The organism is Arthrobacter zhangbolii (genome assembly GCF_022869865.1).
Classification (GTDB): Bacteria; Actinomycetota; Actinomycetes; order Actinomycetales; family Micrococcaceae; genus Arthrobacter_B; species Arthrobacter_B zhangbolii.
Window position 1 is genome coordinate 1,174,346 of the sequence record NZ_CP094984.1, and the last position, 12,180, is coordinate 1,186,525.

Consider the following 12,180-nt stretch of genomic DNA (forward strand, 5'->3'; position numbering starts at 1 on the left):
GCCGGTTTTCGCGTTAAGCCCCCGGGTCAGCGTGCCGTGCCCAATAGTCGGTGGTTTCCTCCATGCTGCGCTCCACTATCCTCTCCATCGCCGCCTGCGCGGATGCGGCATCCCCTGCCTGCACAGCCAGGGCTATATCCATGTGCAGCTGCAGAGCCTCCTCATGAGGCACTTCCGGGACCAGGCCGTAATGCGTGCGGCCGGTCAGGACCTCCGCCACCAGCCGGTGCAGCTGGGCGAACATCTCATTGCCGGAGGCTGTCAGCAGCAGCTGGTGGAACTGGACATCCAGGCGAAGGAACTCTGCGGCATTTCCGGTTTTGCCGGCGGCCCACATGCCACCGGACAACCGCAGCAGGTCAGCGGCCTGCCCGGGAGCGGCGCGTCCGGCGGCCAGCCGGGCTGCCTGCGGCTCGACGGCGGTGCGCAGCTCAGCGAGGGAGCGCAGCTGGCTTAGCCGCTCCGAAGTGGCCAGCCGCCACCGGATAATCAACGGGTCGAAGAGATTCCAGGACTGGACCGGAAGTATCTGCACTCCGACCCTGCGGCGCGGCGCGACCATTCCCATGGCCGAAAGCACCCGCAGCACCTCGCGGATGACTGAGCGGGAGACAGCAAGCTTCTCCTCGAACTGCTCGGTGCGCAGGATCTCCCCGGCGGCCAGGCGGCCCTCGCAAATGGCCAGCCCCAGATCCTCGAGAACGCGTGCATGCAGACCGGAGACAGCGGTGCCGGCCGCTGGGTTGCCGGTGGTGTGGCCGTCGGACGTCGTCGTCATCGTTGAATCATACGGCTTTAAAAAAACCATTGATTAAGTATGATTTAGCGTCTTAGACTCTGCTCACCGCGGAAGCAACGAGGCATCCGCGCGGGGGTTCCTCGCCTGAGGCGGCCCCGGACGGACGGAGACGGCGTGGGGCGCAAAGAACTTTCACGGACCGCAGCAGTGCTGACAGCTTTGGCATTGGGACTGACCGCCTGCGGCAGCGGAGACGACGGGGGAGCCGAAGGCTCGGACACGGTGCGGGTCACGGTGGCCAACCATGTGTGGACGGACACCATCAAGGAAGCCATCCCCGAGTTCGAAGAGGAAACCGGGCTCAAGGTGGAACTCACCCAGCTGGGCGAGGACCAGCTCTCGGACCAGTACAACGTAAAACTCAATGCAGGTTCGGATGAGATTGACGTCATGATGTACCGGCCCCTGCAGGAGGGGCGGCTGTTCGCAGACAACGGCTATCTCGCTGACCTGACGGACCGGGTTGAGGCCAACGCGGACTGGGAGTGGAGCGACTTCCAGGAAGGGCCGGTGACCGCAACCACCTTCGAGGACAAGGTGGTAGGTGTCCCGATCATCACCGAGCGTGAGGTGCTGTACTACCGAAAGGACCTGCTCGACGCTGCAGGCCTGGAGGTCCCGGCCACCATGGAGGAACTGGAAGCCGCTGCTAAAACGATCTCCGAGGCGAACCCCGGCACGGCCGGCTTCGTGGCCCGCACCGGTAAATCCGCAGCAGTCACCCAGTTCTCCAGCTTCCTTTTCAGTTTCGGCGGTGACTTCATCGAGGATGGCGAGTCAGCTGTATCCAGCAAGGAGGCCAAGGAGGCCTATGCCTTCTACGGCGGACTCATCAACAACTACGGGCCCGAAAACGTCAGTACCGATATGAGCTGGTCCGAGGCCATGGCGATCTTCACCCAGGGTGGTGCCGCCTTCTACACGGAAGCCGATTCGCTCTATAAGAACGCGACTGACCCTGCGAAGTCCAAGGTGGCCGACACCGTCGGTTTCGCACCGCTGCCGGCCGGACCGGCGGGGTCGAAGCCGTACAACATTCCGTCCTGGAGCCTGGCCATCAACGAAGCGTCGCAGAACCAGGACAACGCCTGGAAGTTCATCGAATGGGCCACCAGCAAAGACATGACCATGCAGATCCAGCAGGGCGGCGTCCCCGGTCCCCGCGCCTCCGTGTGGGCGGATGCCGGCGGAACATCCACCTACCCGGAGGACCTGGCCGAGGCGATCAGCATCAGCGCCGAAAACGGCGTCGGCCATGACCGGCCGCTGGTGAAGTCGGTGGGCGAGGCACGCGAAATTGTCGGTGCACCCATCGTGGCCGCCATCACCGGAGCGGATTCCGATGCGGAGGCGGACACCGCCCACGAAGCCTTCGAAAAGTTCCTCGAGGGCGAACAGTAAGCCCCGGGCTGCCGGCCTGCCCGGCAGCCCGGGTTCCTTCCTCCCGTACCTGCTTTCAAAGGCGAAAACATGTCCGTTGCCACCGCCCCGGCCAGGAAAACCGCGGGGCAGTCCTTCTCCGACTGGGCGAACGCCCACCGCAAATGGTTGTTCGCTGCTCCGGCGATGATCTTCGTCGGGATCCTCATCATTTTTCCCGTCGCCTGGACCGTCTACCTAAGCCTGACCGATGCTTCGGGATCCGTCCGCGCCGATTCCGATTTCATCGGCCTGGAGAATTACCTGAGCGTCCTCACTGACACCGACCGGTTCTGGCCGGCCGCCGGCCGCACCGCCTACTTCACGGTCACGGCCCTCGCAGTGGAAATGGTGCTGGGTATGTGCATCGCCCTGCTGCTGTGGCGTCCGTTCCGCGGCGAAAAATGGGTCCGGGTGGCCATCCTGCTGCCGCTGGTGGCCACGCCGGTTGCGGTGGGCATGATGTGGCGGCTGATTTTCGACCCCAACATCGGATTCGCCAACCAGATGCTGGGCTGGGTGGGCATCCCGCCGCAGCCGTGGCTGTCCGGCGTCGAGAGCGCCCTGCCGACCACCATTTTTATCGACATCTGGCAATGGACGCCGATGATCGTGCTGATCCTGCTTGCCGGGCTGACCTCGCTGTCCGAGGAACCCGACGAAGCTGCCCGGATTGACGGCGCCAACGCATGGCAGCGCTTCTGGTACGTGACCCTGCCGCTGATGATGCCGACAGTCATTGTGGCCGTGCTGCTGCGCAGCATCGACGCCCTGAAAACCTTCGACATCCTTTATGCCACGAAAGGCAAGGGCGGAGGCTCGTTCAACGAAGTGGAAACCCTGAACATCTACGCCTACGGGCTGAGCTTTGACTACAACAAGTACGGGCTGTCATCCACGGTGCTGATCCTGTTTTTCCTGATCATTGTCAGCATCATGTTCCTTTTGACCCGCCGCCGGAAGGGAACCCCATGAGCACCGTCACCGAACTTCCCGAGTCCTTTGCCCCCGTGCTGGCTCCGCGCCGGAAGCCGCTGCGCAGCCGGGCCTACAAGGCCTTCCGCGTCTGCGCGCTGGTGGTGGTGGTCCTGGCGCTGCTGGCACCGCTCGCCTGGATGGTGCTCGCCTCCTTCAAGACCAACGTGGACATCTATGACGCGGCAAAATCCCTGGTCTTCACGCCGACATTCGAGAACTACTCCAATGTCCTGCAGCGCAACAACTATTTCGTCTTCATCTTCAACAGCTTCTGGGTGGCCTTTGCCTCCACGCTGCTCTCCCTGCTTCTGGGGGTACCGGCGGCGTATGCCATGAGCAGGTTTTCCATGCAGCGCTCGGCGCTGGTGGTCCTCATGGCCCGGATCATCCCGGGCGTGAGCCTGCTGGTGCCCTGGTACTACGTATTTTCCAACCTGCGGATGGTGGGCGGCTTCAGCGTGCTGATCCTCAGCCACATGTTCGTCGCCCTGCCGCTGATCGTCTACATCATGATGAGCTACTTCGACTCGCTGCCGGTGGAGCTGGAAGAGTCGGCGCAGGTGGACGGCCTCTCACCCATCGGCGCGTTCCGGCTGATCACGCTGCCCCTGTCACTGCCGGGCATCATGACGGCAGGAATCCTCGCCTTCATCTTTTCCTGGAACAACTTTATGTTTGCCCTGGTGCTCTCCGGAGCGTCCACCAAGACCTTGCCGGTGGCCATCTTCGACTTTGTCTCCTACGCCAGCATCGACTGGGGCGGGCTGATGGCAGCAGCCACAGTGGTCACGATTCCCATCATGGTCATAGCCCTGTTCACACAAAAATATGTGGTCAGCGGGCTGACGGCCGGGGCCACGAAGGGATAGCACATGCGGGTTGACCGGGTAGAAACTTTTATGGTGCCGCCCCGCTGGCTGTTTGTCCGGGTGGAAACCGATTCAGGCATCGTCGGGTGGGGCGAGGCCACCTGCGAGGGCCGGTCCGAAACGGTCCGGACAGCCGTGGAGCAGCTGGCCGAGCTCCTGATGGGACGGGACCCCCTGCGGATCGAGGACAACTGGCAGGTGCTGACCAAGGGGTCCTTCTATCGGGGCGGGCCGATCTTGGCCAGCGCGGTCTCCGGACTGGACCAGGCGCTCTGGGATATTGCCGGCAAACACTTCGGCACACCGGTACATCAGTTGCTGGGTGGTCACGTCCGGGACAGGATCCGGATGTACGGCTGGGTGGGAGGTGATGATCCCGGTGAAGTGGCAGACCACATCAGTGCGCAGATGGACGCAGGACTAACCGCGGTCAAAATGAATGCCAGCGGCAGGATGGCTGCCGTGGCCACCGTGGCGGAACTGGACGCCGTCGTCCGCCGGGTGGCAGCCGCACGTGAGGTCCTTGGCGACAGCCGGGACGTGGCGGTGGACTTCCACGGCCGATTCTCGGTGGCTAATGTGCGCCGGGTTGCACCGCTGCTGGAACCCTACCGGCCATTCTTCCTGGAGGAACCGGTCCTGCCGGAGAACCCGCACCTGCTGCAGTCCGTCACCGCCGCCACCAGTATTCCCGTCTCCACCGGTGAACGGCTCTATAGCCGGCAGGAGTTCCTCCCCGTACTCCAGGCCGGAATTGCGGTGGCGCAGCCGGACCTCTCCCATGCCGGCGGCATCACGGAGGTGCGCCGGATCGCGTCCCTGGCCGAGATCTATGACGTCCAGCTGGCACCGCACTGCCCGCTGGGGCCGCTGGCGCTGGCAGCCTGCCTGCAGGTGGGGTTCGCGACCCCGAACTTCCTGATCCAGGAACAGAGCATCGGCATTCACTACAACCAGGGCGCCGAGGTCCTCGATTATGTGGTGGACAAGGCTCCGTTTGCCTTCATCAACGGGCATATCGAACGAATGACGGGTCCGGGCCTGGGGATTGAAGTGGATGAACAAGCGGTGCGGTCCGCAGACAAGCGCGGGCACGCCTGGCGTGGACCGGTCTGGCGGCACAGCGACGGCTCCTTCGCGGAATGGTAGGCAGAAATGACAACTGACGAGTTCCTGCCCGCCCTGCTTCGGGGGCGGCTGGTGGCGATTATCCGGGGGACGGACGGCAAGGCCGCCGTCGCCGCCGCCCGGGCACTGTTCGAGGAGGGTATCTCCTATGTGGAGATCACCCTGACAACCCCGGGGGCGCTGGAGGCAATCGAGACCCTTGGCGGCGGCAGTGCGCCGGGACACTGGGTGGGTGCCGGATCTGTAATTACCGCGGCGCAGGCCAGCGATGCGGCGGCGGCCGGTGCCCGGTTCATAGTGACGCCGGGAGTTACGGAGTCCGTCGCAGCAGCCGTCCGGCTGGATGTGCCGGTACTGGCCGGCGCTTACACAGCCACGGAGGCGGTGGCAGCCATGGCGCAGGGTGCGGCGGCGGTAAAGCTCTTCCCTGCCTCGGCCGGCGGACCGGGGTACCTGAAGGCGCTCCGGGACCCTTTGCCACGGATTCCCTTTATTGCCGTAGGGGGAGTGGGGCTGGCAGACGCGCCGGGATACTTCCAGGCCGGAGCCGTGGCACTTGGCTTGGGCGGACCCTTGGTGGGCAACGCCGCGACCCAGGATGGGGACCTGGCGGCTATGCGCGAGCGGGCGCGGAACTTCGTTGAGCTTGCAGGCCCTGACCGAATGGATGCGTCCGCATAGTGCGGGCCGGCGTCATCTCCGCTTTCCGGCAGACGGCCGGCATGGCCTGACGGTAGGCTTTCGAAATGGCCAACCTTCCCGCTGCTGAGATCTCCGCCGACCCCGCACTGGTGGGGCAGCTGATAAGGGAACAGCGGCCTGACCTGGCCGGCCTCGAGCTGCACGTAGCCGGCAGCGGATGGGACAACCACATCTACCGGCTGGGCACCGACTACGCTGTCCGCCTGCCACGCCGCCGGTCCGCAGCGGGGCTGACGGCCAATGAACAGCAGTGGCTGCCGCAGCTGACCGCCGAGGTTCCCATAACGACATCAGCTCCGCTGTTCTCCGGCACACCCTGCGAGCTCTACCCCTGGCCGTGGAGCATCACCCGCTGGTTCGACGGGCAGGACGTCTCCCTGCAGCCCCGGGACCGCAACACAGCCCTGGCGGACGGCCTGGCCTCGTTCCTCAATGCCTTCCACCGGCCCGCGCCGCCGGACTACCCGCGGAATCCGTTCCGGGGCGGGCCGCTGCCGGAACGGGACAGATCAGTGCAGGAGCGGTTGGACACCGGCATGGTCCCGCACGCGGTTCGGGTCCGGGAAGTCTGGTCAGAGGCACGTGAGGCGCCCGGCTGGCCCGGGCCTCCGCTCTGGCTGCACGGGGACCTGCATGCCGCGAACCTCGTCTCCAAGGACCAGGCACTTCAGGCAGTGATCGATTTCGGTGACCTGACCGCCGGGGATCCGGCCACGGACCTGGCCGCAGCGTGGCTGGTGTTCGACGCCGCGGGCCGGACGGCGTTCCGTGCCGCACTGGGGCCGCAGTACGATGCCGACCCGCATATCTGGCAGCGTGCCCGCGGGTGGGCGGTCTGCCTCGCGACCGTCCTGCTGGCCAACTCCGATGACGCACCCGGATTGAACCTGCTGGGGTCCGAGACCCTCATGGAGATCCTTACGAATGACAGAGAAGGGACACCCTAAGTGGGGATGGGCAGCTGGAAACACTCGGTCCGGATTTCGATCGAGGGGGACGACCACGTCCAGGAGGATGAATGCGGTTTCGCCGGGGCAACGGCGTGGGTGCTCGACGGCGCCAGTTCGCTGCTTCCCCAGCTCGGCCTGCCGGGTCCGTCCGACCCGTCCTGGTATGCCCGGCAACTGGACCGGCTGCTCACCGAGGCCGCCGTTGCCGCGGAAGGGACGGGGAACGCGGACCTCAGTGCACCGGCAGTCCTTGCCGATGCCCTGGGCCGCATGGACAAGCTCGCCGCCAGCCTGGTCGGCGGGGAAAGAGTCCGCTTTCCGTCGGCAGCGATGTGCCTGGCCCAGCTCACGGGGGAGGGGGTTGAGGTGCTGGCCCTGGCTGACTGCCATGCGGTGGTGGAGCTGGAGGACGGCTCCACAGCCCACGTCACGCACGAACCCGCGGACATCCGGATCCGCCCGGAAGAATCCGCCGACCCCCTCCGGGAACGGGAACTGCGGATCCGTGACAGGGAACTGCGCAATACACCCGGACGGCTGTGGGTGGCCCGGCGCGAGGTGGAGGCCGCCGATCAGGCGCGCACGGTCCGTCTGGGCCCTCCCCGACGGATGGTTCTGGCCTCCGACGGAGCCTGGCGGGCGGTGGACCTGGGCATTGTGCAGGGACCGGCCGAATTCCTGCAGGCGGCACGGTCGCCGCTGGCGGCCCAGGAAATGCTACTGGCGCTGCGCCGCCTGCAGGCCGGGACCGGCGAGAGCGCCGATGACGCCACCCTCCTCACCGTTGAAAGGACCTCTCCATGACCGTTCCGCCGAACACACCGGTTTCCTGCGATGTCCTGGTGATCGGGGGTGGGATCGCGGGCCTTTCCCTGGCCGCCGAACTGGCCGTCGCCCACGGGGCGGACGTGGTGCTGGTGGAAGCGGAACAGACACTGGCCTATCACACCTCCTCCCGGTCCGCCCGGCAGCTGATCCCCAGTTACGGACCGCTCCCGGTCCAGGACCTGACCCTGCGGACGCTGGCTCTGATCCGAAGCGCGGAAGCCGAGCTGTCCGCACCTGTTTTGACCCCCCGCAGTTTCCTGCTGATCGGTGATGAGGAATCCGTCCGGGACCGGGCCAGTACGCACATGCATCCCGTCATGCCGGCGGAGGCGCTGGGGCTGGCCCCGGAGCTGAAACCGGGAGCCTTCACGGCCGCCGGGCTGGACACCACATCGGTAGCCTGCGACACGGACGCGCTGCTCGAATACCACCGGCAGCGCCTGTGCTCCGCCGGTGGGCGCATCATGACCGGACAGCGTGTCCGGGAGGCTGGCCGGAGGGAAGGTCCGGCCGCGGGATTATGGGAGGTAGCGGCGCAGGGGAGCCGGTTCCGCGCCCAAACGGTGATCAACGCAGCCGGTGCCTGGGCAGACGGCATCGCGGAGATTTTCGGTGCCCGCCCGCTGGGGCTGACGCCATTCCGCCGGACAGCCGCCGTCGTAGACGTCGAGCGGCCCCTGGCGGAAGGGGCACCGATGGTCGCCGATGCAGGAGACCGTTTCTACTACCGCCCCGAAGGGCAGCAGGTGCTGATCTCGCCGTCCGAAAGCGAACCGAGCGTGGCCGAGGATGCCCGGCCACGGCCAACCGATGTGCAGGCGCTGGTGGAACTGGTCAACAGCGTCACGACCATGGGTATTACCGGGGTGTCCCGGGCATGGACCGGACTGCGCACCGAAACTCAGGACGGGCTGCCCGTGGTGGGCCCGGATCCGGCCGTGCAGGGCTTCTTCTGGCTCGCCGGACAGGGCGGTTACGGATTCCAAACCTCCTCCGGCATTGCCGAGCTCGCAGCCGGAATCCTGGTGGGAACCGAAGCGGAAAACCCGCTCAGCAGGACACTGAGCCCGGCCCGGATAACAGTGTGACCAAGATCTCACTGTTTCCGCTGTAACGAATCAGCCAAGGGCCCTCCGTATGGTCGTTAGGGCACCAAGAGATGCCTAGAGTTGTAGGTATCAAGCGCGTCCGGCGAAAACACCTACGCATCGAAAACTCAGTGCCCGAAAGGTCAGTCTCAGTGCCAGATTTCTTGCCGCCAAAAGTTGTTGGCGTGCAGCAGCGTCCCCTCTACATCCGGGTCCGTTCGATCCTGACAATTATCAGTACGTTGTGGCTGGTTCTGGCCATTATCGGGGTCGGTTTCTTCTCCGGCGGAACCACCTCCCTGGCCTTGTCCCTGATTCTGCTTTACGGCACGGGTGCCGCCCTCCTGGTGGTCATCACGGCAATTTACCGATACGTTTCCCGGGCAGCACGCCAGCGGGTGGAAACCATGCCGGATGACAACGCCGCAGCCGTTTTTGTTGACACCACGCGTTCGGCCACCGAGGAAATCATGGCTGCGCTCCGTCCCGCCGCACCGGCTGGCCGTCCCGCCGTGTCCGTGCGGATGCCGCAGACGGTCGACGCCCTTGACGTAGCCGCTGCCCTCGCTGCCCGGACGGCCGCCCTGACCTCCGCCGCAGCAGCCGAAAAGTCCGCAGCCGCAGCTGCTGCAATCGTCTCGCCGGCGAAAACCAAGTCCCCGGTGAATAAATCCGCCACCAAAAAGAAGACCGGGACGAAGCGGCCGGCCCAGCCCAAGAAGGCACAGGCAGGTAAGTCGCGCCCGGCCACCAAGACTGCCACGCGGGGTGCAGGCGCGGCAGCGAACACCACGCCGAAGAAGAGCTCCGGCGGCAGGAAGCCCGGTTCTGCTGGCAAAGGAGCAGGGGCCGCGGGGAACACACCCCGGGCTGAGCGGGTAGCCGCGGGCACGGGGAAGGGGAAACCGGGAACGGTTCCCCCTTCCGGACCGGCCGCTAACACGGGGGCCGCGGGTACAGCCGTCCGGAAGGACACCGGCAGCGCTCCGCGGGAAAACATATCCGCTCCGGCGCCGGTCATGGGCGTTCCGGGCATCCGCACCGCAGAGCAGGAAATCCTGCCGCGCCTGGAAGGAGCACCGTCCTGCGGTTTCACTGCGGGTCCGGTCCGCACCGCCGCCGTGCGACAGCCCGACCGGGAACTCACAGCCGCCTGACCGGGGAGGGCCAGAGGGCCCTGAATACTCAGGTAGTTGTCAGGTTGTCTTCAGCACCTACCCAGACGGGCCGCTTATCGTAGTTAGTACCTCATAAGGGTGCGAGTGATGAATGGACCGAGTAGTGACCGGTCCGGCGCCGGCAGACTAGGGTTGTTTCCCCCAACCAGCCCCAAGTCTGCCGGCGTTTTCCTTTTAACGGGTGTTTGTTTCCGGTGCCGACGTGGCAGGGAAACCAGGGGCTATTCCGCCCGGAAATCGGGAAATTCGCCCGTGGCAGGTGAGAAGGATTCTTCGACGCCGGTCACCACACCCGGTGCTTCCGGGCCGCGCAGATACTCCCGGAGTCCGTCCAGAGCCGGCTCCCGGCCCTCGGCAACCAACCGCACGGATCCATCCGGCTTATTGGAAACCACCCCGGTCAGGCCCAGCTGCACGGCACGGCCCCGGGCCCGGTACCGGAACCCCACCCCCTGCACATCGCCGGTGACGCGGGCGGTCAGTCGCCGCTCAGTTCCTTCCGGACGATCCTGCTCATTCATCCGCGACGCTCCTGCTTATTCATCCGCACTTATTCATCCGCACAGCCTAGCGCGGGCATACCACCGCACGCCCGTTCTCCCGGAATCAGGGAAAACTCAGTACAGCCGGGTTCCCAGTCTGTCCTCCACGGCAGCCAGGAGGGTGCCGCCGTCCACAAGGACCCGTACCGCCTCGATCTCCGGGGCAAGGTACCTGTCCGGTCCCGGACCGGCCACGACCTCCCGGATCGCGGCCCGGCCCGCCGCCACGGCGGGGGCGCTGCGTGTGGTGGCCAGTCCGCCGTCGCGCATGTCCAGTGCGCGGGCGGCGGTCAGCAGCTCTATGGCGAGTACCCGGGTGAGTCCGTCCAGCGCACGGCGCAGTTTCAGCCCCGCAGCCCAGCCCATGGAGACATGATCCTCCTGCATGGCCGAGGACGGGATGGAATCCACGGACGCCGGAACCGCGAGCCGCTTAAGTTCGGAGACGATGCCGGCCTGCGTGTATTGGGCGATCATGTGTCCCGAGTCCACCCCTGGGTCGTGGGCGAGGAAGGCATTCAGTCCGTGGCTGCGGGACCTGTCCAGGAACCTGTCGGTGCGGCGTTCGCTCATGGAAGCCACGTCAGCGACGGCAATGGCCAGGAAATCCAGCACATAGGCCACCGGCGCACCGTGGAAGTTGCCATTGGATTCAAGCCGTCCGTCCAGGGTCACCACCGGATTGTCGACGGCGGAGGCGCGCTCAGCGGCGGCCACGCTTTCCGCGTGGGCCAGCGTGGACCGTGCAGCGCCATGGACCTGGGGAGCGCAACGGAGCGAATACGCGTCCTGCACGCGGGTGAAACCGCCGGTCTTGTGCTCCTCGATCAGCACCGAACCGGCGAGTATGGACCGGATGTTGGCGGCGGACTCGGCCTGGCCGTGCTGCGGCCGCAGTTCCTGAAGGTCTGCCGCGAACACCGAGTCGCTGCCGAGCAGCCCTTCAACACTCATGGCTGCGGCCAGATCCGCGGTGGACAGCAGGCGGTGCAGATCCGCGAGCGCCAGTGTCAGCATGCCCAGCATTCCGTCCGTACCGTTGATCAGCGCAAGGCCTTCCTTCTCCCTCAGCTGCACGGGAGTGAGTCCGGCGTCCGCGAGCGCTGTCGCCGCGGGGAGCATCCGGCCATCCGGCGTCCGAACCTCCCCTTCGCCCATCAGGGCCAGGGCACAGTGGGACAGGGGTGCCAGATCACCGGAGCATCCCAGCGAACCGTATTCACCGACAACGGGGGTGATACCGGCGTTCAGGAGTCCGGCGTAGGCCAGGGCAATCCCGGGACGTACGCCCGTTCGGCCGGTAGCCAGCGTGGAGAGACGGTTGAGCATGAGCGCACGCACCACCTCGCGGTCCACTTCAGCGCCCGACGACGCCGCGTGGCTGCGGATCAGTGAGCGCTGCAGCTGGGTCCGCTGGTACGGCGGGATCTGCTTGACGGCCAGGGCGCCGAACCCGGTGGAGACACCGTAGTGGGGTTTGTCATCCGCTGCCAGGTTGTCGATGACGCTGCGTGAGGAGGCCATGGCGGCCAGCGCCTCGGGGGCAAGATCCACCCTGGCCCCGTGCCGGGCCACCGCCACGATGTCCCGCGCCGCCAGCGGCCCGGTCCCCAGCTCAACGGCCTCAAGGCCCTGTTCAACGTGCATTTCTCTCCGTCCTCGCGGAGAAAACTCTCCGTTTCCATGCCGGCTGCCCGTG

General features: G+C 65.9%; 12 protein-coding genes. 9 read left to right on the forward strand and 3 right to left on the reverse strand.

Annotation, left to right across the window (positions count from 1 at the left end; all coding sequences use genetic code 11):
* Nucleotides 1-13 precede the first annotated feature (13 nt).
* Nucleotides 14-778: a FadR/GntR family transcriptional regulator gene (locus tag MUK71_RS05460; protein ID WP_227904327.1), complete on the reverse strand. Its 765-nt coding sequence runs from the start codon at nt 776-778 to the stop codon at nt 14-16.
* 135 nt (nt 779-913) lie between these two features.
* Here MUK71_RS05460 and MUK71_RS05465 point away from each other — a divergent pair, with 135 nt between their 5' ends.
* The 9 genes from MUK71_RS05465 (at nt 914) to MUK71_RS05505 (ending at nt 9,918) form a co-directional block, all read left to right on the forward strand.
* The gene (locus tag MUK71_RS05465) at nt 914-2,200 is read left to right on the forward strand and encodes an ABC transporter substrate-binding protein (protein WP_227904328.1); all 1,287 of its coding nucleotides are present in this window, start codon (nt 914-916) and stop codon (nt 2,198-2,200) included.
* A 69-nt stretch (nt 2,201-2,269) separates the two neighbouring features.
* Nucleotides 2,270-3,193, forward strand: a complete 924-nt coding sequence (locus tag MUK71_RS05470; RefSeq protein WP_227904329.1) for a carbohydrate ABC transporter permease — start codon at nt 2,270-2,272, stop codon at nt 3,191-3,193.
* Nucleotides 3,190-4,065, forward strand: a complete 876-nt coding sequence (locus tag MUK71_RS05475) for a carbohydrate ABC transporter permease (protein ID WP_227904330.1) — start codon at nt 3,190-3,192, stop codon at nt 4,063-4,065. Before MUK71_RS05470 ends, MUK71_RS05475 begins: the two co-directional genes overlap by 4 nt.
* 3 nt (nt 4,066-4,068) lie before the next feature.
* Complete coding sequence (dgoD, locus tag MUK71_RS05480; RefSeq protein WP_227904331.1) at nt 4,069-5,214, forward strand: galactonate dehydratase; 1,146 nt, start codon at nt 4,069-4,071, stop codon at nt 5,212-5,214.
* Nucleotides 5,215-5,220: 6 nt separating this feature from the next.
* Nucleotides 5,221-5,874 (forward strand): bifunctional 4-hydroxy-2-oxoglutarate aldolase/2-dehydro-3-deoxy-phosphogluconate aldolase, encoded by a 654-nt coding sequence (locus tag MUK71_RS05485; RefSeq protein WP_227904332.1) that lies wholly within the window; start codon nt 5,221-5,223, stop codon nt 5,872-5,874.
* A 65-nt stretch (nt 5,875-5,939) separates the two neighbouring features.
* The gene (locus MUK71_RS05490; RefSeq protein ID WP_227928953.1) at nt 5,940-6,842 is read left to right on the forward strand and encodes an aminoglycoside phosphotransferase family protein; all 903 of its coding nucleotides are present in this window, start codon (nt 5,940-5,942) and stop codon (nt 6,840-6,842) included.
* Nucleotides 6,843-6,848: 6 nt separating this feature from the next.
* Nucleotides 6,849-7,649, forward strand: a complete 801-nt coding sequence (locus tag MUK71_RS05495; protein WP_244802832.1) for a hypothetical protein — start codon at nt 6,849-6,851, stop codon at nt 7,647-7,649.
* Nucleotides 7,646-8,761, forward strand: a complete 1,116-nt coding sequence (locus MUK71_RS05500; RefSeq protein WP_227928955.1) for an NAD(P)/FAD-dependent oxidoreductase — start codon at nt 7,646-7,648, stop codon at nt 8,759-8,761. The genes MUK71_RS05495 and MUK71_RS05500 overlap by 4 nt, the downstream gene beginning before the upstream one ends.
* 185 nt (nt 8,762-8,946) lie before the next feature.
* A complete protein-coding gene (locus tag MUK71_RS05505; protein WP_227928956.1) occupies nt 8,947-9,918 on the forward strand; it encodes a hypothetical protein in 972 nt (323 codons plus the stop codon).
* A 242-nt stretch (nt 9,919-10,160) separates the two neighbouring features.
* On the opposite strand, the gene MUK71_RS05510 is transcribed toward MUK71_RS05505, so the two are convergent.
* Together MUK71_RS05510 and hutH are read right to left on the reverse strand one after the other, a co-directional pair.
* Nucleotides 10,161-10,460 (reverse strand): acylphosphatase, encoded by a 300-nt coding sequence (locus MUK71_RS05510; RefSeq protein ID WP_227928957.1) that lies wholly within the window; start codon nt 10,458-10,460, stop codon nt 10,161-10,163.
* Nucleotides 10,461-10,556: 96 nt separating this feature from the next.
* The gene (gene hutH, locus MUK71_RS05515) at nt 10,557-12,128 is read right to left on the reverse strand and encodes a histidine ammonia-lyase (RefSeq protein ID WP_227928958.1); all 1,572 of its coding nucleotides are present in this window, start codon (nt 12,126-12,128) and stop codon (nt 10,557-10,559) included.
* Between the last annotated feature and the right edge of the window lie 52 nt (nt 12,129-12,180).